16 protein-coding genes and 1 pseudogene are annotated in these 20,220 nt (G+C 62.0%); 10 read left to right on the forward strand and 7 right to left on the reverse strand.

Translation table 11 applies throughout. The annotated features are described in order from the left end of the window. Nucleotides 1–204: 204 nt before the first annotated feature. Complete coding sequence (tal, locus tag Q1V60_RS01155) at nt 205–1,131, reverse strand: transaldolase (protein WP_300626837.1); 927 nt, start codon at nt 1,129–1,131, stop codon at nt 205–207. A gap of 62 nt (nt 1,132–1,193) precedes the next feature. Next, entirely contained in the window at nt 1,194–1,916 is a 723-nt protein-coding gene (locus Q1V60_RS01160; protein ID WP_300626838.1) for a helix-turn-helix transcriptional regulator, read from the reverse strand. A 358-nt stretch (nt 1,917–2,274) separates the two neighbouring features. Between Q1V60_RS01160 and Q1V60_RS01165 the strand changes: the two genes are divergently transcribed. Further along, the gene (locus tag Q1V60_RS01165) at nt 2,275–3,696 is read left to right on the forward strand and encodes a M10 family metallopeptidase C-terminal domain-containing protein (RefSeq protein ID WP_300626839.1); all 1,422 of its coding nucleotides are present in this window, start codon (nt 2,275–2,277) and stop codon (nt 3,694–3,696) included. Nucleotides 3,697–3,724: 28 nt separating this feature from the next. Here the strand turns inward: Q1V60_RS01165 and Q1V60_RS01170 are convergent, their stop codons facing one another. After that, a complete protein-coding gene (locus Q1V60_RS01170; RefSeq protein WP_300626840.1) occupies nt 3,725–5,149 on the reverse strand; it encodes a PLP-dependent aminotransferase family protein in 1,425 nt (474 codons plus the stop codon). A 158-nt stretch (nt 5,150–5,307) separates the two neighbouring features. Between Q1V60_RS01170 and Q1V60_RS01175 the strand changes: the two genes are divergently transcribed. The 5 genes from Q1V60_RS01175 to Q1V60_RS01195 all read left to right on the forward strand — a co-directional run bounded on the left by Q1V60_RS01175 (nt 5,308) and on the right by Q1V60_RS01195 (nt 9,505). Continuing rightward, a complete protein-coding gene (locus Q1V60_RS01175) occupies nt 5,308–5,490 on the forward strand; it encodes a rubredoxin (protein ID WP_300626841.1) in 183 nt (60 codons plus the stop codon). 27 nt (nt 5,491–5,517) lie between these two features. Beyond that, the gene (locus Q1V60_RS01180; protein ID WP_300626842.1) at nt 5,518–6,387 is read left to right on the forward strand and encodes a sugar phosphate isomerase/epimerase family protein; all 870 of its coding nucleotides are present in this window, start codon (nt 5,518–5,520) and stop codon (nt 6,385–6,387) included. A 72-nt stretch (nt 6,388–6,459) separates the two neighbouring features. Beyond that, nucleotides 6,460–7,092 (forward strand): LysE family translocator, encoded by a 633-nt coding sequence (locus Q1V60_RS01185; RefSeq protein WP_300626843.1) that lies wholly within the window; start codon nt 6,460–6,462, stop codon nt 7,090–7,092. A gap of 76 nt (nt 7,093–7,168) precedes the next feature. Next, the gene (locus tag Q1V60_RS01190; RefSeq protein WP_300626844.1) at nt 7,169–8,227 is read left to right on the forward strand and encodes a diguanylate cyclase; all 1,059 of its coding nucleotides are present in this window, start codon (nt 7,169–7,171) and stop codon (nt 8,225–8,227) included. 48 nt (nt 8,228–8,275) lie between these two features. After that, nucleotides 8,276–9,505, forward strand: a complete 1,230-nt coding sequence (locus Q1V60_RS01195) for a M20/M25/M40 family metallo-hydrolase (RefSeq protein ID WP_300626845.1) — start codon at nt 8,276–8,278, stop codon at nt 9,503–9,505. 240 nt (nt 9,506–9,745) lie between these two features. On the opposite strand, the pseudogene Q1V60_RS01200 reads toward Q1V60_RS01195, so the two are convergent. The 3 genes and pseudogenes from Q1V60_RS01200 to Q1V60_RS01210 form a co-directional block, all read right to left on the reverse strand. Further along, nucleotides 9,746–10,177 (reverse strand): annotated as a pseudogene (locus Q1V60_RS01200) (hypothetical protein); the annotation flags it as partial. Between the two features lie 110 nt (nt 10,178–10,287). Next, nucleotides 10,288–13,362, reverse strand: a complete 3,075-nt coding sequence (locus tag Q1V60_RS01205) for an efflux RND transporter permease subunit (protein WP_300626846.1) — start codon at nt 13,360–13,362, stop codon at nt 10,288–10,290. 2 nt (nt 13,363–13,364) lie between these two features. Then, a complete protein-coding gene (locus Q1V60_RS01210) occupies nt 13,365–14,471 on the reverse strand; it encodes an efflux RND transporter periplasmic adaptor subunit (RefSeq protein WP_300626847.1) in 1,107 nt (368 codons plus the stop codon). A gap of 111 nt (nt 14,472–14,582) precedes the next feature. Between Q1V60_RS01210 and Q1V60_RS01215 the strand changes: the two genes are divergently transcribed. The 4 genes from Q1V60_RS01215 to Q1V60_RS01230 all read left to right on the forward strand — a co-directional run bounded on the left by Q1V60_RS01215 (nt 14,583) and on the right by Q1V60_RS01230 (nt 19,376). Continuing rightward, entirely contained in the window at nt 14,583–15,788 is a 1,206-nt protein-coding gene (locus Q1V60_RS01215; RefSeq protein WP_300626848.1) for a multidrug effflux MFS transporter, read from the forward strand. Between the two features lie 76 nt (nt 15,789–15,864). Continuing rightward, a complete protein-coding gene (locus Q1V60_RS01220) occupies nt 15,865–16,731 on the forward strand; it encodes a pirin family protein (RefSeq protein ID WP_300626849.1) in 867 nt (288 codons plus the stop codon). Between the two features lie 667 nt (nt 16,732–17,398). Beyond that, entirely contained in the window at nt 17,399–18,844 is a 1,446-nt protein-coding gene (locus Q1V60_RS01225) for a mechanosensitive ion channel family protein (protein ID WP_300626850.1), read from the forward strand. Between the two features lie 94 nt (nt 18,845–18,938). Continuing rightward, on the forward strand, nt 18,939–19,376 hold the full coding sequence (locus Q1V60_RS01230) for a carboxymuconolactone decarboxylase family protein (RefSeq protein WP_300626851.1): 438 nt from the start codon (nt 18,939–18,941) through the stop codon (nt 19,374–19,376). 4 nt (nt 19,377–19,380) lie between these two features. Here the strand turns inward: Q1V60_RS01230 and Q1V60_RS01235 are convergent, their stop codons facing one another. Then, nucleotides 19,381–20,151 carry a helix-turn-helix transcriptional regulator gene (locus tag Q1V60_RS01235; protein ID WP_300626852.1) on the reverse strand — a complete coding sequence of 257 codons (771 nt, stop codon included), beginning with the start codon at nt 20,149–20,151 and terminating at the stop codon, nt 19,381–19,383. Between the last annotated feature and the right edge of the window lie 69 nt (nt 20,152–20,220).

Consider the following 20,220-nt stretch of genomic DNA (forward strand, 5'->3'; position numbering starts at 1 on the left):
TGGCGAGGGAGCTTGCTCCCGCTGGACTGCGTAGCAGTCCATTTTCCGGGGCCGCTTCGCGCTCCAGCGGGAGCAAGCTCCCTCGCCGCAGGTTCAGCGTTGCATCCAAAATTATAGATACGGCTATGGGCGGGGCGCCGATGTGCTGCCTTGCATCGCGGCACAGGTCAGTGGCAATACCTCCCGGTTTGACCGCGTGCCGCTTCACAGCGCAGCCAGTACCGCCTCCAGTTTTTCCTGATCCCTGGCAAATTGCCGAATCCCCTCGGCCAGCTTTTCGGTGGCCATCGCATCTTCATTCGAGGCCCAGCGAAATTGCGCTTCAGTCATCAGCGTCTGACGCGGCTCACCTTTGGCGCCTGGGGCCAGTTTGCGTTCCAGCGGGCCGTTATCCTCATCCAGCTGTTGCAGCAGTTGCGGGCTGACGGTCAGGCGATCGCAACCGGCCAATTGCTCGATCTGGCTCAACGTGCGAAAGCTTGCACCCATCACCACGGTGTCGATGTTGTTGGCCTTGTAGTAGTTGTAGATACGCGTCACCGACTGCACGCCAGGGTCTTGCGCGCCGGTGTAGTCCAGGCCGGTGTGCGTGCGGTACCAGTCGTAGATGCGGCCCACGAACGGTGAAATGAGGAACACGCCGGCATCGGCGCAGGCCTGGGCCTGGGCGAAGGAAAACAGCAGGGTCAGGTTGGTCTGGATGCCGGCTTTTTCCAGGCGTTCGGCGGCGCGAATACCTTCCCAGGTGGACGCCAGTTTGATCAGCACCCGATCCCGACCGATGCCGGCCTGGTCATAGAGGGCGATCAACTGATTGGCTTTGGCCCACAGCGCCTCTTCATCGAAGGACAACCGTGCGTCGACTTCTGTGGAGATGCGTCCCGGAATTATCTTGAGAATGCCGCAGCCCACCGCCACGGAAAACTGATCGCAGGCCAGGCCCAGGTCACCCTTGGCCTGGCCGACCGCGCTGCGCAGGATGTCGCCGTAATGCTCGATGGCCGAGGCCTTGAGCAGCAGCGACGGGTTAGTGGTGGCATCCACCGGGCGCAGGCGGCTGATGGCTTCCAGGTCGCCGGTGTCGCAGACCACGGTGGTGAATTGCTTGAGTTGTTCGAGCTTGGATGTCATGAGTGCAGGCCTCCAGGAATGTTGGCTAGAACCCCTGTTTTACCATGTCCCGGACGTCTTGTTTACCTTACGGGTTCCAGGTCTGCGCAGCGTTGGCGTCCGGTATTGGCGGTGTTGTCTGTGTTGCTGCCTTGTGTTGAATACATCCACCGCAACAACGAATGCCGCCCGCTGATCCCCAGCTTGATCGCTGCGCGTTTGAGGTAGCTTTCGATCGTGTTGACCTTCAGCGCCAGCTCTTCGGCCAACTCCGGCGCGGTGCGCCCGGCCAGCAGGCCCACGCACACTTCCAGTTCGCGGTTGGACAGGGTCAACCCCGATTGCACCAGTCGCTCCTGGATGCGTCGGTGCAAGGTCTCGATGCCCTGGTTTTGCGGTTTCACCGGCGCATTGTCCGGAGGGCATGGCTGGATCGCGCTGATGTGTTTTTCGACCATGGGCAGCAACAGTGTGGACAAGTCCTCCAGCATGCTGCGCTCTTGGGCCGAGAAGCTTTCGGACTGGTGCGAGCGGTATACCGACAATACGTACCGAACATCGTCCTTGCGGCGGGTGAGGTGCAGTTGAGCGGCTGGTTGTTCCTCGCCTAACGCCACCGTCGAATCGGTATAGACCGGGCTTATCCTGCGGCGGGTGTGGCCTTCGGCGTTCACTTGCAACTGCGTAATGTGCGTGGCGTCCACGGCCAATTGGGTGAGGATCAGGTCATGCAGCATACGGGGGAAATGGCGACTGCCGGTGCTGGCGATGACCTTGCCTATATGGGGGAACAGCTGTGCGTTCATCAATTCGTCCATGAGTTTCGGGTGCAGACATTCGGCCATAGCGACGGGGTTCAAGAGGCTAGCCAATGCGAATAACCTGCAGTAATAATGCTGCCCGCCGAAACCTATGCTAGTACAGCCTGACGGAACGGTGGGGATCCAATCGCTAAAAAAACGGATTAAAACCCATAATGTTGATGAGGTTTGCCGGCCGCCGTTGTGGGTAATTCCGATGCCGGGGTAGTGGCCGTCCTACGGCAGTCACGGAATTTGCATATGCAGTGGCAGGTAAAAATTCGCCGGTTTTCGTCTCACTCCTATCGTTCACGGAGTCCGGAGGGTTTGAAGATAAGGTTTTCGATACCACGAGCGTAAACCTATGGCGACTATCCCTTCAGGCCCCAGTAATACCTTCCAGGCTGTCGAGGCCTTCCAGCATCGAGATGAGCGCGGCGGCACTATCAAGCACAACGGCTTAACGTCCAAGTCACCTGAAGACGCCTCCAAGCGGCTCTGGCGCCAGAGCCCCGGCTGGTCGGACAAGAATGGCGATGGTCGTTATGACGTCACCTATGAATTTCGCACGCCTGCCGCAGACAAGAACAAAACCCAGTTCAATAAAACCGGGTTCACCCATGTATTGGAAAATCAGCGGCAACAGACGCGGCTGAGTCTGCAGTCCATTGCAGACGTGGCGAACGTCAGGTTTACCGAGGGCGCGAAAACAGCCGGCAGCGAGGGCCATCTCACCATCGGCAATTACGGTGACAGCGTCGATACCGAGGGCAACTCCTACAAAGACAATTCCCATGCGGTATTGCCCCAACTTAACAACGCCCATAGCGGCGATGTCTGGTTCGTGGTTAAAGATGGCGATAAAACCATCCCGAATGCCGCGTTGGGCAATGCGGGGCGCTATGCAATTATTCACGAGCTGGGACACGCCATGGGGCTGGGCCACCCGGGTGATTACGATGGCAGCCTGAAAAAAGACCAAGTGAGTCATCACGAAGACTCTCAAAGCCACACCGTCATGAGTTACCGGGGTGAGCGTACCGGTTATATGAACCACGGCGGCCTGCGCGTATCGGCGCCGATGCTTGACGATATCACCGCCTACCAGGACAAATACGGCGCCAACCACGAAACCCGCAAAGACGACACGACCTACGGTTTCAACTCCAATACGGATCGGGACTTCCTCAGCGTGAAATCGGCCAAGGATAAAAGGGTGGCGGCCATTTGGGACGGCGGCGGCAACGACACGCTGGACTTTTCCGGCTACACGCAAGACCAGCGAATCAGCTTGAAGGACGGGACGTTCTCCGATGTCGGTGGCCTCAAGGGCAATGTGGGTATCGCTTACAACGCGATCATCGAAAACGCCATCGGCGGCTCCGGCAACGATTTGCTGGTGGGCAATGAGGTGGCCAACGAACTCAAGGGCGGCGATGGCAATGACCGGCTGTACGGTGCAGGCGGGGCGGACACGTTGTGGGGGGGCAAGGGCAAGGACGAATTCGTCTTTGGAAAAATCAGTGACTCCACCCAGGCTGCGCCTGACCGGATCAAGGACTTCGTCAGCGGTGAGGACAGGGTCGATGTGTCAGGCATCAGAGCCTCCCTGGGCGACACGCCACTGACCTTCGTCAGCGCTTTTTCCGGCGCCGTCGGTGAAGCCATGGTGACTTACGACCCTGTGCTGAAGATGAGCACCCTGGAAATTTCCGGTACGCCGAATGAGCCGTACTTCGTGCTCATCGTAGAGGGCCAATTGCGGCGCGGTGATATCGTCAGTTAAAGGTGCAGGGGCCAGGCATTCTTTGCTTTCACGCCTGTGCATTGCCCTGCGCAATCCCCTCGCGCAGCAGTGCCTCAAACACCCGCTGCACCCGTGGCTCATCACTGTGGGCCACGTTGAACCGCATCAAGTCCCGGTGAGCCGGGTCGTAGCCAAACAGTGTGCCGGGCGCCAGCACCATGCTGCGCTTCAAGGCTTCCTGGGCCAGCCGTTCGCCGTTGACCCCGGGCGGCAGGCGCGCCCAGATAAACATGCCGCCTTCATATGCCATCGGCAGTTCGCAGCCGCAACGCTTGAGCCATTGTTCCACGCGCCCACCGGCTTCCATCAGGCGCTGGACCATGCGCTTGCGGTGCTTGGCATAGCTGCCTTCGCTGAGCATGCGGTACACGATCTGCTCGAACAGCTCCGAGGTCACGCCGCCGCTCATCAACTTCATATTGGTCAGGTTGGCGGCCAGTTGCGGCGCGGCCACCACATAACTGACGCGGGTATTGGCACTGAGGATCTTCGAGAACCCAGACAAGTAAGTGACCTGATCCAGCCCGGCGACGGCGGCCAGGCGTGGCGGCGGGTTGGGGTGCAGGTCACCGTAGAGATCATCCTCGACGATGTGGCAGTGATACTGCTGGGTCAGTTGCAGCAGGCGAAACGCCTGGCTGGGGCTGAAGGAGTGGCCGGTGGGGTTATGCAAAACGCTGGTGGTCAGGTACAGGCTGGGACGGTGTTCGGCCAGCAGGTGTTCGAGGGCGGTGAAGTCGAAGCCATCGGGGCGGCGTTCAAGGGTCACCACCTTGACGCCATGCAGGGCCAGGTTGGCGTGGAAGTTGAAGTAGCATGGCGCGTCCAGCAGCACCGTGTCGCCGGGACGCACCAGCAGGCGCATGAGCATGTCCAGGCCTTGCACGGTGTTGGGCGTGGTAATGATCTGTTCCACCGGCGCCGACAGGCCTTCGCCGTGCAGTTTCTGTTGCAACGCCTGGCGCAACGGCAGCAGCCCGGCCGGCGTGCCGAGCCCTGCGATGCGCAGCGACGGCGCGCGCACCACGCTGCGCATGGCTTGACGTATGGCTTCGCCGTTCAGCCAGTCCTCCGGCAAGTGCCCGCCACCGGGGCGCAGCTCGCCGCTGGCGGTGACCAGAGGGCGGCGTAACACGCTGAGCAGGTCCTGGGGCAGCAGGTCGACCCAGGTCACCGAAGCCGGGCGCGCGCTGTCCATCGCCACGAAATAGCCACGGCCCTGGCTGGAGGTGAGCAGGTTGCGCCCGCGCAGACGGTCCAGGGCCTCATTGAGGGTGAACTTGCTGACACCGAGGGTTTGGGTCAACTCACGCACCGACGGTAATTTGCTGCCGGGAGCCCATTCCCCTGCCTCGATGGCCTGGCTGAAGGCCTCCACGATCTGTTGGACCTTGGGGGTGCCTTCCACAAAGGCGATGGCGGATACCAACATGAAGCGTCCTTATGTTTGCCGGTACTTTTACCGGTGAAGTCAGGCCGGATTAGGCATCACTTTACCTGCCTGGCGCAATGCCATTCCCCTAGACTGCCCGCCATCTCGCCAGGAGTTGGCGAAATTTCCTATACGCGAGCAATGGATTTCGCATCTTCATGAAGACTTATATGTGTGCACCCTGCGGTTTTATGTACGTAGAAGAACTGGGTATTCCGGAGGACGGAATACCCGCCGGCACCCCTTGGGAAGAGGTGCCTGAAGAGTGGACATGCCCGGATTGCGGCGTGACCAAGGCCGATTTCATGGCCATCGAACTTGCTGACGCTGTAAACGCCTGACCCTCCATCAACGAAAGGAATCGCTCCATGGAAAGCAAACTGATCAACCCCACCGTGCCGTTCTGTACCGGTGTGGCCCACCAGAAATACCTGGCCGCCGAACAGGGCCTGCAAGCTGCCATCGAAGGGCAGTGCACCCATTGGTATGTCGACGGCAGCCTGTTCGGCGAAATGGTCGACGACTGGACCGATGCCCGCATTGAAAGCCTGCTGGCGCAGATCGCCGCCAGCGGCGTCAAGCCGATCTTTCATGGCAACTTTAAGGCGCCGCTGGGCAGTGACGTCGAGGCCTTCCGCGTGGCCGCGGTGGCCTATGTAAAGCAAGAAATCGATATCGCCAGTCGCCTGGGCGCGCCGTTGATCATTCACGGTGGCTGCATTGTCGAGCCGAAAATGGTGCTCAAGGCTAAAAAAGTCGCCCTGGAGCATTACCTCAAGTCAGTACAGGAACTGGCCACTTACGCTGCGCAAAAGGGCACGGATATCTACCTGGAAAACCTGTCCAACTACGTCAACTATCGTCCGTTCCACTACATCTTTACCCATGAAGCGGAATATGCGTTTGTGTTCGAGCGCCTGCAAGCCCACGCCAACGTGTATTTCTTCCTCGATGCCGGCCACGCCAACATCGAGAACGGCCTGCCGGCGGCCGTGGTGCGCAAGTATCACCACCTGATCAAGGGGATTTCCTTCAGTAACAACAACGGCGTGCAAGACCAGCACTTCGGTATTCATGACGGCAACTGCGACTACGCCGACGTCATGCAGGCCGTGGTCGAAACCAACTGGAAAGGCCTGGTGGCGTTCGAAACCCGCAACCAGACCGCCAAGGCGGCCCTGGCCGACCTGGCCTTGATGTACCGCGAATCCCTGACGACCGAAATCGCGGTCGCCTGATGTCAACCAAGGGGCGTGCGCGTGAGGCGTGCGCTCCGTCGTTGCAGTTCTATCCATTCAAGGTCCCGGGCCATGACAAGTGCGTTAACGCTGTCTTCGTTTCTCTACTTCCTGTTGTTTTGCGCCACCATGACCTTCAGCCCCGGCCCCATGACTTTGCTGTTGTTGAGCCTGGGCTTGAAGGACGGGCTGCGCAGTTCGATCCCGGCGCAGATCGGCGCCAGTGTGTCGTACCTGATTTCGATCCTGATCTTTGCCGTGGGCTTTTCGGAACTGATCAAAGGCAACCTCGCCATTACCCAGACCATCCAGTTTGTCGGTGTGGCCTACATCCTTTACCTGGCCTACAAGCAGTGGACCAGCAGCGGCGTGTCGATCGCCCAGCCCGGCGCGGTGGAGGGCTCGCGCAGCCTGTTCGGCAAGGGTTTGCTGACCGGCTTTTCCAATCCCAAGACCATCATCATGTTCAGCGCCGTATTCCCGCAGTTCGCCGGGGCAGGGGAGCACAGCTCGGCGGCGGATATCGCCATCCTCGGCTTGACCTTCCTGCTGCTGCAATTTGCCAGCGGCTGCTTGTACTGCTATTTCGGCCAGCGCATCAAACACGTGCTGGAAAACCCCAAGCGGCGCGTGCTGTTGCAGCGGATCACGGCGGTGATGTTGCTTGGCGTGGCATTGATGCTGGCCCGTGGATTTTCGCACTGAGGCATTGCCTGCAAGCATAGTGGCTATTTGCCGTTACCCTGTTAGACTTCAGGCATTCACCCAGGATGCCCCCACCATGTCAGCCGTCGGAGGAAATGGACTTCCGCTCGTTTCGCGCTTGTACAAATCCCGCATCCTGGGCATGACGCTCGGCTTTGTGTGCGTGGCGTTTGCCATGTACCCGCTGAACCCCTCCCCCTGGGTATGGGCCTGGATGCTGATCAACGCGTTTGTCTGGCCGCACCTGGCGTTTCAAGCGTCCTTGCGTGCCGCTCATGGGCTGCGCAGTGAGCGTCGCAACCTGTTGTTCGATTCCTTCTGCGGCGGGTTCTGGGTCGGCGCGATGCATTTCAACCCGCTGCCCAGCGTCACCACGCTGTCGATGATGAGCATGAACAACGTCGCCATCGGCGGGCCGCGCTTCATGCTGGCGGGGTGGGGGGCCCAGGCACTGGGCATCGCCTCGGCGCTGCTGGTGTTCGCGCCCGGTTTTATCGCCGTGACCACCCAGGCCCAACTGTATGCCTGCCTGCCGATCCTGACCCTGTATCCACTGGCCCTGGGCTGGCTCTGCTACCGCCAGGCCGTGACGTTGGCGCGGCACAAGGGCGAGTTGTTGGCCTTGAGCCGTACCGACAGCCTGTCGGGTTTGCTCAACCACGGGGCCTGGAAAGACCAGTTGGAAATCGAATTCCAACGTTGCCGCCGTGGCCCGGCAGGCGCGGCCATCGCGCTGATCGATATCGACCACTTCAAAATCATCAACGACACCTATGGCCATGTCACCGGCGATATCGTCCTGCGGGGGTTGAGCAAAGTGTTGCGCCAGAACCTGCGCGCCACCGACGTTGCCGGGCGCTACGGCGGCGATGAGTTCTGCGTGATCCTGCCGGACATGCCCCTCAACCGCGCCACTGAAGTGATGGACGCCCTGCGTGATCGCTTCAACGCTCTGGCCTACGCCCAAGACCCGACCTTGCGGGCCAGCTTGAGTATCGGCCTGGCGCCGTATCAGTCCAGTCATGCCGACTCCACCCGTTGGCTCAACGATGCCGACCAGGCCTTGTACGAAGCCAAAAGCAGCGGGCGCAACCGGGTCAGCTCGGTGCAGGGGGCTTGGTTGCGATCCGTTTAGTGGGGTAGGGTGTGGCGGCACTCCTCTAACAAAAACAAGGATCGGTTCATGCTCTTCACCTTCCCCCGTACCCTTCTGGCCGCCACCCTGGCCTTGTCCTTCGCCGTGCCGGCTTACAGCGCCGAACCCCACAGGCAGATCCAGGCGGACGCCGAACAGTACAAGGCCGAGGCCCTGAAACTGCTGGAGCGCCTGGTGAATATCGACTCCGGCTCCGGTTACGAGCCGGGCCTGACCCAGGTGCGCGACATTGCCGTGGATGAATTGAAACAGCTGGGTTTCAGCATTCAATTGGTACCTGACAAGGCCGCCAACAACAGCCATGTGGTTGCCACGCTCAAGGGCACCGGCAAGGCCAAAATCCTGTTGATGGCGCACATGGACACCGTATTCAAGGAAGGCTCGGCCGCCGAACGCCCGTTCCACATCAAGGACGGACGCGCCTATGGCCCCGGCGTGATGGACGACAAAGGTGGCATCGTCGCCGGCATCTACGCGCTGAAAGTCCTGAAAAACCAGGGCTTCAAGGACTATGCGCAAATCACCTTCCTGCTCGACGCCAGTGAAGAAACCGGCTCCGACGCCGCCTCCGAACTGATCCGCACCACCGCCAAGGGCCACGACGTGACCCTCAACCTGGAACCCGGCCGCCCAGCCGACGGCCTGGTGGTCTGGCGTAAAGGCAGCGCCACTGCCGTGGTCGAAGTCAAAGGCAAAGCCGCCCACGCCGGCGTCGCTCCTGAATTGGGGCGCAACGCTGCCATGGAAGTCGCGCACCAGATCCTGCAACTGGGCAAGCTGGGGGATGAGGAAAAGAAAACCACCATCAACTTCACTGTGCTCAAGGCCGGCGACCGCACCAACGTCATCCCCGACCAAGCCACCGCCAAGGCCGACGTGCGCGCCGCGTTACCGGAAGAGTTCGACCGCATCGAGAAGGACCTGGCGCGGGTTTCAGCGGACAAACTGATCCCCGAAACCGAAGTGAAGACCAGCCTGCAACGCGGGCTGCCGCCGATGCCCCAAACGGCGGAATCGGACAAGCTGGTCGCGATTGCCCAGGGCATCTATGGGGAGTTGGGTAAAACCTTGACCATTGAAGGCAGCGGCGGCGCGGCGGATGCAAGCTTGTCGGCCGGGGTAGGGACGCCGACATTGGATGGGTTTGGGATCGTGGGCGGGAATATTCACACGCCTGAGGAATATGCCGAGGTGGAGAGTGTGGTGCCTCGGGTGTATTTATTGAGTCGGATGATCATGGAGCTGGCCAAGCGCTGAATAGGGCATGCACCTGTGGCGAGGGAGCTTGCTCGCGCTGGGCTGCATAGCAGCCCCACACCCGGTATCGGTTATCTACCTGAAGAAATTCATCAACCGGACAGGGGCCGCTTCGCGGCTCAGCGCGAGCAAGCTCGCTCGCCACAAGGGGGTGTTTTTCAGGGGGGGGTGGTGTTTTTACCAGGTTGATTGGTCTTCGCGGCTGGCTTTTTGAGGTCGTCTTTCCAGACATCGTTGGCGGTAGAACGTGATCCGGTACTGCTGGTCGCGGGTGCATTCAGGCACTTCAAGCCTGCCGCTGGGGCCGATGGTGCGGTGCAGCGGCGCGCCAAGGGGCGTGCCGTCCGGTGCAATGGCCTGCAGCGTCACCGGCGTGTTGCCGATGGGCACGAACCGGGTGCTCTCGAACATGTGCACCAGGGTCAGCCCACCCTGGGCCTTGCATTGAGCGGCTGTGCGACTGGGCGTGTCGGAAGAGATCGGCGCGACCAGTGCGACGTCTTCGCCAACCTTGAACACCTGCTCCACTTCCAGTGCGCAAGCGCTGAAAAAGCTGTCGGCCCAGTCGTCAAACGTATTCAGGCAACTGCGGAAATCCCGGATAACGCCCTCAACATCCGGTGCTTTGGGGTCCATGGGGGTCAGCACGAAGCTGGCAATCGCCGGAATCAAAAGAACGCCCCGAGAACCTGGGCATTAACGAAAAAAACCATCTGCAATCCCTCGCACTGTTTGATCAGGCGAGGGACTTTGCAGCGGTTTGCAGGGCAGGGGAGTAGAGCTTATCCGGCAGTTACGTGGGAAGTTTCAGCAACCCTGTCGCGCAGCACCAGGCTGCACAGCGCCGGCAGGAACAGCAGCGTCAACACCGTGCCCACCAATACTCCGCCGATCAGCACATAGGCCAGGGATGACCAGAACACCGACAGTGTCAGCGGGATGAACGCCAGCGCCGCCGCCAGTGCGGTGAGGATCACCGGCCGCGCTCGGCGCACGGTGGCTTCGACGATGGCTTCACGTATCGGCATGCCGTGGTCCTGGTTCTGGCGAATCTGGTCGGTGAAGATCAGCGTGTTGCGCATCAGAATCCCGCCGATGCCGATCAGCCCCAGAATCGCGTTGAACCCGAACGGCTGGTTGAACAGCAGCAAGGTCGGCACCGCGCCGATCAGGCCCAGCGGCGCGGTGGCGAAGACCATGAGCATCACGCCGAAGGAGCGCACCTGGAACATGATCACCGTGAGGGTCAGCAGGATCATGATCGGGAACAGCGCCGCCAGGGCGACGTTGGCCTTGGCGCTTTCTTCCACCGGGCCGCCGATGTCGATCCGGTAGCCGGCGGGCAGTTTGCCAATCAGTGGCTGCAGGTCTTTGTACACGGCCATTTCCACATCGGGCGGTTGTACGACGTCGATGATGTCGGCGCGCACTTCCACCGTGGTGGCGCGGTTGCGGCGCTTGAGGATCGGTTCTTCCATCACTGCCTGGAAATGCCCGACCTGGGCCAGCGGCACCGACGTGCCGGCGCTGTTGGTCAGGGTCATGTTGTTGAGGTTGCCGAGGTCTTCACGTTGGCTGCCCTGGGCGCGGGCCACCACCGACACGGTGCGGTTGCCTTCGCGCACTTCGGTGATCGGGTTGCCGCTGAGCAGCGCGTTGAGCTGGGACTTGACCTCGTCGGGCGTGAAGCCGAGCAGGCGCAGACGATCCTGGTCCAGCACCAGGCGGTAACCGCTGGTGCGCTCGCCCCACTCAAGGAAAGCGTCCCTGGTCAGGGTGTTGTCGGCAACCACTTGCCGTACTTGCTCGGACAGCTCGCGCAGCACGTCCAGGTTCGGCCCGGACACTCGGAACACCACCGGGAACGGCACCGGCGGGCCGAACACCAATTGTGTGACGCGCACCCGCGCCGCTGGAAACTCACCGGCAGCGATGCGCTCTCGCATGCGCACTTTCAATGCGTCGCGCGCGTGAGAGTCCGGGGTTTGCACGATCAACTTGGCGAACGCCGGGTCCGGCAGTTCAGGGTTCAATGACAGGAAAAAGCGCGGTGCACCGCCGCCCACATAGGTGTCGACCATGCTCGTCTGCGGCTCCTGCAGCAGGGCTTTCTCCACCTGCGCCGCCACCGCTTCAGTGCTTTTGAACGCACTGCCGGGGGGCATGTACACCTCCAGAATCAGTTCTGAACGGTCGGAGTCGGGGAAGAATTGTTTCTTCACCACCGCCATGCCCAGGCCGCACAGCACAAACGCCGCCACCACCAGCCCGGTCACCAGCCAGCGCCCGCGCACGCAGGTCTCCACCAGGCTGCGCAGTTTCTGGTAGTAGCGCCCGGCATAAATCGCATCATGCCCGCCAGGCACAGGTTTGATCTGCGGCAACAGCTTCACGCCCAGATACGGGGTGAACACCACCGCCACCAGCCAGGATGAAATCAGCGCAAAGCCAACGATCCAGAAGATATTCCCCGCGTACTCGCCCGCACCGGAGCGCGCGAAGCCCACGGGTAAAAAGCCGATAATCGTCACCAGCGTACCGGTCAGCATGGGCGCCGCCGTGGAACTCCAGGCATAGGTGGCCGCATGGATGCGGTCGAAGCCTTCTTCGAGTTTGACCACCATCATCTCGATGGCGATGATCGCGTCGTCCACCAGCAGGCCGAGGGAAATGATCAGCGCGCCGAGGGTGACGCGGTCAAATTCCCGGCCGGTGACGAGCATGATCACGAACACGATCGACAGCGTCAGCGGCACTGCAGCCGCCACCACCAGCCCCACACGAAAGCCCAGGGCCAACAGGCTGATCAGCATCACCACAGCCAGGGCGACGAAGAATTTGAGCATGAACTCGTTCACCGCCAGGCTGATGTTTTTCGCCTGATCGGACACCTTGGCAAAATTCACGCCCAGGGGCAGGTCGGCCTGGATTCGGGCTTCCTGGGCCAGCAGGCTCTTGTCCAGTTCGAGTCCGTTCCAATGCTTCTGCATGATCACGCCGAGCATCAGCGCCGGGTCGCCCTGGTGGCGAATGCGGTAGCTGGGCGGGTCTTCATAGCCACGCCGGACCGTCGCCACATCGGCGATGCGCAGCACGCGGCCATTGACTTGCAAAGGTACATTCTCGATCAGCGCCAGGCTGTCGAAGGCGCCATCGATGCGGATGTAGGCGCGGGCGCCGGCGGTTTCGACGAAGCCCGAGGGCGCCACGGCGTTTTGTGCGGCAAGGGCGGCGAAGATCTGTTCGGGCTTGATGCCCAGGGTCGCCAGGCGCTCATAGGAGAACTCGACAAACACGCGCTGGGCCTGCTCGCCGAGGATATTGACCTTCTTCACCCCCGGCAGGTTGAGCAGGCCCTGGCGCAGCTCTTCGGCCATTTGCACCTGCTGGCGATGGGGCAGGTGTTCGGCCTCCAGGGCGTACAGCGCAAAGTAGACATCCGAATACTCATCGTTGAAAAACGGCCCGATCACGCCCTTGGGCAGGTTCGCGGCCTCGTCGCTGAGCTTTTTGCGGGTCTGGTAGAACAGGTCCTGTATCTCGCTCGGGCGCGTGGATTCAAGGAAGGTCATGCGCATTGAGACAAAACCCGGTTGGGCGATGGTCTCGACGCGGTCATAGTAATCAAGCTCCTGCAGACGCTTTTCCAGGCGGTCGGCCACTTGTTCCTGCATTTCCTCGGCGGTGGCGCCGGGCCAGGCGGCGGTGATGGTCATGACCTTGACAGTGAACGACGGATCTTCGGCGCGCCCCAGTTTGCCGAACGAGAAGATCCCCGCAGCGATAATCGCGATGATCAGAAACAGCGTGACGGCGCGGTGCTTGACCGCCAGTTCCGAGAGGTTGATTGCACGCATGCTCATTGGTCCTGTTTGCGGTTGAGGGCCAGCGCCTGGGCGGGCAGCAGACGTACCCGGTCACCGCTGTGCAGCAGGTGCGCGCCGAGGGCGACGATGGTTTGGCCGGGCGTTACGCCGCTGTCGAGCAGGGCTTCTTCCTGGCCGAGACTGGCGACTTTCACCGGGGCGAAGCTGAGCGTGTTGTCGTCACCGATCAGCCACACGCCGGTGCCGTGCCCCGCGTCCTGCAACGCACCGATGGGCACGCGGGTTTGCTGGGCCTGGCCGTCACCTTGCAAGCGCACGGTGATGGTGGAACCGAGGGCGAAACGCTCGACCGCGCCGTGCAGCACATAGCGCGCGCGGTAGGTGCGGGTGGTGGGGTCGGCGCTGGCGGACAGCTCGCGCAAGGTGGCGGTAACCGCCTGGTCCGGGGCGCCGAAAGGGAATGCCAGGGCGTTTTGCGCGGCTCGGGCGCGCTGCTGTTCCGGCAGGTTGACGATGGCTTCGCGGGCGCCGTCATGGGCCAGACGAGCCACGATCTGCCCTTCGGCCACCACCTGGCCGCGATCAGCCAGAACGTCGGTGATGATGCCGTCGCCATCGGCCTTGAGCACGGAATACGTGCGGCGGTTTTCGATCTGGCTGGCATCCGATTGCGCCGCCGCCAGTTCGGCTTCGGCGACACGCAAGTTGGTCGCCGACTGGTCGAAGATCTGCCGCGACACCGCGCCGGTGCTGGCCAGGCGCTGGTAGCGGTTTTCATCGTCACGGCGCTGGCGCAATTGAGCCTGGGCGGCAGTGACGCGGTTTTTTGCCGAGCGCAACGCCAGTTCGAAATCGCCGATATCCAGCACAAGCAGCGTGTCGCCACGGGAGACATGCTGGCCGGGATCGACCTTGCGTTCGATCACTTTGCCACTGACCCGAAAGCCCAGGTTGCTTTCGGTGCGGGCCGCAACCACACCGGTATACGCGCTTTGCTGGGTGCCGCCAGCCTCGACCTTGACGGCCAGAACCGGACGCGGCGGGGAGACTTGGGCGGCGTTGTCGGCCTGGCTGTTGCAGCCGCTGAGGCACATCAGCAAAGCCAGGGGCGTGAAAAGGCGCAGGTGGAGAGGGGGCATGGCGAACTCCAGGGTGAGCATGAGCGTGAGCAAAGGTAAAAAATTATGGACATAATTTTTCGTCCATATTATGGTCGAAATATAATTTAATCCAGCCCCCGGATATTCCCCATGGCAAACGCCCCGGCACCCTCACGTCGCTTGTTGTTCTTACTGGTTGCCCTTACGGCGCTGGGTGAAGTCTCGACGCAATTGATCATCCCGGGCCTGGGCGCCATCGAGCAGGCGCTGGCGGCGCCGCAAGGTTCGGCGTTGATGGCACTGTCGGCGTTTGTTGCCGCATTCGGCCTGGGACAGTTGCTGTTCGGGCCGCTGTCGGATCGTATCGGCCGCCGCCCGGTATTGATCGCCGGCCTCACGCTGTATGTGCTGGCAACGCTGGCGATGCTGCTGGTCACTGACATTCAGCAATTTATCGCCGCCCGCGTGCTGCAAGGCCTGGGGGCATGCGCCGCGCTGGTGCTGGCGCGCACCGTGGTACGTGATGTGTGGAAAACCGAAGCGGGCCCGGCTTTGGCGCTGACCGTGATCGGCATGCTCTATGCCATCGTCGTGGCGCCGATGGCGGGCGGCTTGCTGATCAAACTGTTCGGCTGGCACGCGCCCATCGTCCTCGCATTGGTCATCGGCAGCGTCGTATTGCTGCTGGCGGTGTTGGTCTTTCGCGAGAGCAACCATTACCTCGATCCCAAGGCCGCGCATTGGCGCACCCTCGGCGGGCAATACCTGGATTTGCTCAAGAGCCGCCAGTACCGCGCCTACGCTGTCGCCTTGGGGTGCACCTACGGCGCCATGTTTGCGGTGATTGCCGGTTCGTCGGCGGTGTTTATCAACCTGCTGGGTCTGAGCAGCCTGGAGTACGGCATCAACTTTGGCCTGATCGTGTCGATGTTGATCGTCGGTGCCACCTATACCCGGCGCACTATCCTGCGCCATGGACCGCAGCGGATTGTGACGATGGGCGTGACGCTGGTTGCCGCCGGTGGGGTGCTGGCACTGGTGATTTATGCGGTGTTCGGACTCTCGGTGGTTGGTTTGGACCTGCCGATTGCCCTGGTCACACTTGGCGGTGGGCTGGTGCTGCCCGGTGCGGTCACGGGCGGGGTGATGCCGAACGCCCATCGTGCAGGGTTGGCGGCGGGGTTGATGGGGTTTGCGCAGATGTTCGGGGCCACCTGCAGCGGCGTGCTGTTGAGCCAGCTACGGGATGGCAGCGCGACGCCGATGATCGTGATTCAAGCTGCCTTTGCAGTTGCGGCCTTTGTCGCCTTCCACTTGTTTCGCCAGCGCGCGACCAAGGCACTGTCCTATACGTAGAACGATCAAGGCCGCGTTCGCCGGCTAGTGCTCCACAGCCCTGGGACTTATGGTGTAGGCACTTTGGAGGTACACCATGAAAAAACTGATCGGTATCTACACCAGCCCGCGCGCCCATTGGGTGGGCGACGGCTTTCCGGTACGCACGCTGTTTTCCTACGACACCATGGGCAAACACATCAGCCCATTCCTGTTGCTGGACCACGCCGGCCCGGCCGATTTCACGCCCACCGAAACCCGGCGCGGCGTCGGCCAGCACCCGCATCGCGGCTTTGAAACGGTGACCATCGTGTATGACGGAGAAGTCGAACACCGCGATTCCACCGGTGCCGGCGGCAAGATCGGCCCTGGCGATGTGCAATGGATGACGGCGGCCAAAGGCATTCTCCATGAAGAGTTCCACTCTGCCGCCTTTGCCCGCCAGGGCGGGGCGCTGGAAATGGTGCAACTGTGGGTCAACTTGCCAGCCAAGGACAAAATGGCTGACGCCGGTTACCAGACCATCGTCGATGGCGACATCCCGGTATTGCCGCTGGCGGACGACGCGGGGCAACTGCGTTTGATCGCCGGTGAATTCGCCGGCACTCAAGGGCCTGCCCGTACCTTCACGCCGATTGACGTGTGGGACTTGCGCCTCAATGCCGGTAAGACGGTTACGTTGGACTTGCACGCCGGGCGCAACACCGCGCTGGTGATCCTGAGCGGGACCGTCCGGGTCAATGGCGAGGAAGTCGCGCGCCAGGGGCAGTTGGCGTTGTTCGAGCGTGACGGTGATCGCATCACTCTGGAGTCGAACGACGACGCCAAGGTGCTGTTGCTCAGCGGCGAGCCGATCGACGAGCCCATCGTCGGCCACGGTCCGTTCGTGATGAACACCGAGCAGGAAATCCACCAGGCCTTTGCCGACTTCCAGTCGGGCCAGTTCGGGCGGATGCCGGGCTGAATGGCAGTCAGTCAAGTGCCAGGGCGTACAACCGTGACTTGTGGCGAGGGAGCTTGCTCCCGCTGGACTGCGCGGCAGTCCGATGTTCTTGGGCCGCTTCGCGACCCAGCGTGAGCAGGCTCTCTGGCCACAGTACAGTGCTGCGTAAAATCCACCAGGCCTTTGCCGACTTCCAGTCGGGCCAGTTCGGGCGGATGCAGAGCTGAATGGCAGTCAGTCAAGTGCCAGGGCGGACAACCGTGACTTGTGGCGAGGGAGCTTGCCCCCGCTGGACTGCGCGGCAGTCCGATGTTCTTGGGCCGCTTGGCGACCCGGCTGGAGCAGGCTCTCTGGCCACAGTACAGTGCTGCGTAAAATCCACCAGGCCTTTGCCGACTTCCAGTCGGGCCAGTTCGGGCGGATGCAGGGCTGAATGGCAGTCAGTCAAGTGCCAGGGCGGACAATCGTGACTTGTGGCGAGGGAGCTTGCTCCCGCTGGACTGCGCAGCAGTCCGATGTTCTTGGGCCGCTTCGCGACCCGGCGGGAGCAGGCTCTCTGGCCACAGTACAGTGCTGCGTATGGACTGACTGGCATTAGGGCAAGCCCCATCCTGCATTTTGCTTTCGCGCTATACCCGCCGTCTTCATTTCATGCGATCTTCTCGGCATTCGCCCTGGAGTCGTCTGGATGCCCTCATTTATCGCTGCTAACCCGATGGTGTGCGCCCTGGCGCTGATCCTTATCGACATTGCCGTTTGGCGCCTTATCTCCCCCCACCTCGCCAACTGGAAACTCGCGGCGCGGCTGGTGATCTTTGCGGTATTCAGCGCGGTGTTGTTCAACGACGGCATGAACCCCATGCAATCGGCGCCCTACGTCGACGACACCGCCCGGCACCTGGCGGCCACGGCGTTGCAGATCGGCTGGTGGCTGTTCGCGGCGCGCACGCTCACGGTCTTGCTCGGCGCGGTGATGATGCAGCGGGTCGGTCACACCGGGCGCTTGTTGCAGGACCTGATGGGCGCGGTGATTTTCCTGATCGCGATCATCGCCGCCATGGCGTACGTGCTCGACCTGCCGGTCAAGGGCGTCCTCGCCACCTCCGGCGCCGTGGCGATCATCGTCGGCCTGGCGCTGCAAAGCACTCTCAGCGACGTGTTTTCCGGGATCGTCCTCAACACCACCAAGCCTTATCAGATCGACGACTGGATCTCCATCGACGGCACCGAAGGCCGCGTCACCGATATCGATTGGCGCGCCACGCGCTTGCAGACGTCCCAGGGCAGCCTGGCGGTGATCCCCAATTCGCTGGCGGCCAAGGCCAAGATCATCAACTTTTCGCGCCCGGCGGACATGTTCGGCCTGGCGGTCAGCCTGCAAGTGAGCCCCCATTCGCGTCCGCAAACGGTGATCGAGGCGCTTGAGCGGGCGATGCAGGGCTGCCGCGCGTTGTTGGCCAAGCCGGCGCCCAGCGTGGCGTTCAAGGCCTCGGCCAGTGGCGGCGTGGAGTATGAAATCAGCGGCTTCGTCCCCGCCATGGGCCTCAAGCGCGAGGTGCGCAACCAGCTTTACGACCTGGCATTCCGGCACTTGCAGGCGGCGGGCGTGGGGCTGTTGTCCGCCACCGAAGGCAGCACGCCGACCACGGTCTCCGGCGCGCGGGCATTGCTTGAGCGCTCGTCGATCTTTTCCACGTTGCGCCAGGAAGAAAAAGACACCTTCAGCCAGAACATGACCCTGCACACCTACCGCGCCGGCGACATGATCTTGCCGGCGGGGGAGGTCAGCGATCACCTGTTCATCATCGAGTCCGGGGTCGTCTCGGTGATGCTGATCAAGGGCGGGCACACGTTCGAGGCCGGGCGCATGGGGCCGGGGGAGGTGATCGGCGAGTCCGGCATTCTGAGCGACCAGGCCGCGCTGGCGGACTTCACGGCCAACACTTACTGCACGCTGTACCGCATCGAAAACGAATACCTCAAGCCTTGCCTGGACGCACGGCATGACATCGGCGAAGCCATGAAGGCGCTGCTGGACTTTCGCGTGCATGCCGCCCAGGCGCTGACGGAGGAAGCGCCGGTAGTGCCGGTGAAGAAGGGCTTCCTGCAGTGGTTGAGGAACCGTGGCCTGTAGATTGGTCACCTGTTCTTCGCCCGGATTGGCTATTTCTCCAGAACGCCCAGGTGACTAATCTGGGCGCCAATTCCCACCGTTCTGGAGTTCCACCATGCAAACCCGTACCGATTTCTACACCGCTTCCCCGGACGCCATGAAGGCCATGCTTGCCCTGGAAGCAGCGGTCGGCAAACTGTCCATCGAACTGCCGCTGCTGGAACTGGTGCGCCTGCGCGTCTCGCAAATCAACGGCTGCGCGTTCTGCCTCGACATGCACACTGCTGACGCACGCAAGGGCGGTGAAACCGAGCGCCGTCTGTACACGCTGTCGGCCTGGCGTGAAACGCCGTTCTTCACCCCGCGTGAACGCGCCGCCCTGGCTTGGGCCGAAAGCCTGACCCTGCTCAGCCAGACCCACGCGCCGGACGAAGACTTCGACGCCCTGGCGGCCGAGTTCAGCCCCCAGGAGCAGGTCGACCTGAGCGTGGCCATCGCCACTATCAACAGTTGGAACCGCCTGGCGGTGGGTTTCCGCAAGATGCCCAAGTAAGCGTTCAGCCGGACTTGAAATAGCCACGCGGCGTGGTGCCGGTCATGCCTTTGAAGAAGGCGATCAACGCACTGTCGCTGGCAAAGCCCAGTTCAAAGGCGCAGTAGCCCAGGCTGCGCCCAGTGGCGAGCAGTTCGATCACCCGCATCAGACGCCACTGTTGGCGCCACTGCTGATACCCCAGGCCGGTTTCCTTGAGGAAAATCCGGCCGATGGTTTTGGTGCTGGCGCCAATGTGCTTTTCCAGCGTCTGCAGAGTAGGGGGCAAGCGGTCCAGCTGGGCCAGCAACGGCGCCAGGCGCTTGTCCCGGGGCAAAGGCAAAAGCAGTGGCTGTTCGGCAGCGTGGCGGATTTCGTCGAGACACAGGCCGAGCAAATGCGCAGGACGGCCCGTGTGCCAATCGGTCTCGAACGGGGCCATGGCCATCGGCTCCAGCACCGCCCTGAGCAGGGCGCTCACTTCGATCACCCGCACCTGCGCCGGCAACTGCTCGGCCAGGGCCGCGCTCACATACACCGAACGGTAATCCACGGCCTGCTGCATCACTGCGCGATGGGGCAGGCCGCCGGGTATCCACGCCGCACGCGTGGGTGGCAGCAGGCACAGTTGATTGTCCAAGGTGATACGCGTGCAGCCTTGCTGAGTGAACAGCAGTTGCCCGCGCTGGTGCCGATGCAGCCCGGAGTCGTGGTTGCCCAGTACCGCGGCAATACCGATCACGGGGGCCGCGAAAGCGTCGGGATTGAAAGACGCGGTGGCCTCAAGCCAAGCCATGGGATGTCCGATTTCAAGGGTAAAGTGTCGAAGTCCTGATAATACCCCAGGCGCCGCGCTCTAGAATCC

It is taken from the genome of Pseudomonas sp. (assembly GCF_030147005.1).
Lineage (GTDB): Bacteria > Pseudomonadota > Gammaproteobacteria > Pseudomonadales > Pseudomonadaceae > Aquipseudomonas.

What these genes read in the sequence shown, in the direction of transcription:
- tal (WP_300626837.1), bottom strand. Translation starts at nt 1,131, where the DNA reads ATGACATCCAAGCTCGAACAACTCAAGCAATTCACCACCGTGGTCTGC.
- Q1V60_RS01160 (WP_300626838.1), bottom strand. Translation starts at nt 1,916, where the DNA reads ATGAACGCACAGCTGTTCCCCCATATAGGCAAGGTCATCGCCAGCACC.
- Q1V60_RS01165 (WP_300626839.1), top strand. Translation starts at nt 2,275, where the DNA reads ATGGCGACTATCCCTTCAGGCCCCAGTAATACCTTCCAGGCTGTCGAG.
- Q1V60_RS01170 (WP_300626840.1), bottom strand. Translation starts at nt 5,149, where the DNA reads ATGTTGGTATCCGCCATCGCCTTTGTGGAAGGCACCCCCAAGGTCCAA.
- Q1V60_RS01175 (WP_300626841.1), top strand. Translation starts at nt 5,308, where the DNA reads ATGAAGACTTATATGTGTGCACCCTGCGGTTTTATGTACGTAGAAGAA.
- Q1V60_RS01180 (WP_300626842.1), top strand. Translation starts at nt 5,518, where the DNA reads ATGGAAAGCAAACTGATCAACCCCACCGTGCCGTTCTGTACCGGTGTG.
- Q1V60_RS01185 (WP_300626843.1), top strand. Translation starts at nt 6,460, where the DNA reads ATGACAAGTGCGTTAACGCTGTCTTCGTTTCTCTACTTCCTGTTGTTT.
- Q1V60_RS01190 (WP_300626844.1), top strand. Translation starts at nt 7,169, where the DNA reads ATGTCAGCCGTCGGAGGAAATGGACTTCCGCTCGTTTCGCGCTTGTAC.
- Q1V60_RS01195 (WP_300626845.1), top strand. Translation starts at nt 8,276, where the DNA reads ATGCTCTTCACCTTCCCCCGTACCCTTCTGGCCGCCACCCTGGCCTTG.
- Q1V60_RS01205 (WP_300626846.1), bottom strand. Translation starts at nt 13,362, where the DNA reads ATGCGTGCAATCAACCTCTCGGAACTGGCGGTCAAGCACCGCGCCGTC.
- Q1V60_RS01210 (WP_300626847.1), bottom strand. Translation starts at nt 14,471, where the DNA reads ATGCCCCCTCTCCACCTGCGCCTTTTCACGCCCCTGGCTTTGCTGATG.
- Q1V60_RS01215 (WP_300626848.1), top strand. Translation starts at nt 14,583, where the DNA reads ATGGCAAACGCCCCGGCACCCTCACGTCGCTTGTTGTTCTTACTGGTT.
- Q1V60_RS01220 (WP_300626849.1), top strand. Translation starts at nt 15,865, where the DNA reads ATGAAAAAACTGATCGGTATCTACACCAGCCCGCGCGCCCATTGGGTG.
- Q1V60_RS01225 (WP_300626850.1), top strand. Translation starts at nt 17,399, where the DNA reads ATGCCCTCATTTATCGCTGCTAACCCGATGGTGTGCGCCCTGGCGCTG.
- Q1V60_RS01230 (WP_300626851.1), top strand. Translation starts at nt 18,939, where the DNA reads ATGCAAACCCGTACCGATTTCTACACCGCTTCCCCGGACGCCATGAAG.
- Q1V60_RS01235 (WP_300626852.1), bottom strand. Translation starts at nt 20,151, where the DNA reads ATGGCTTGGCTTGAGGCCACCGCGTCTTTCAATCCCGACGCTTTCGCG.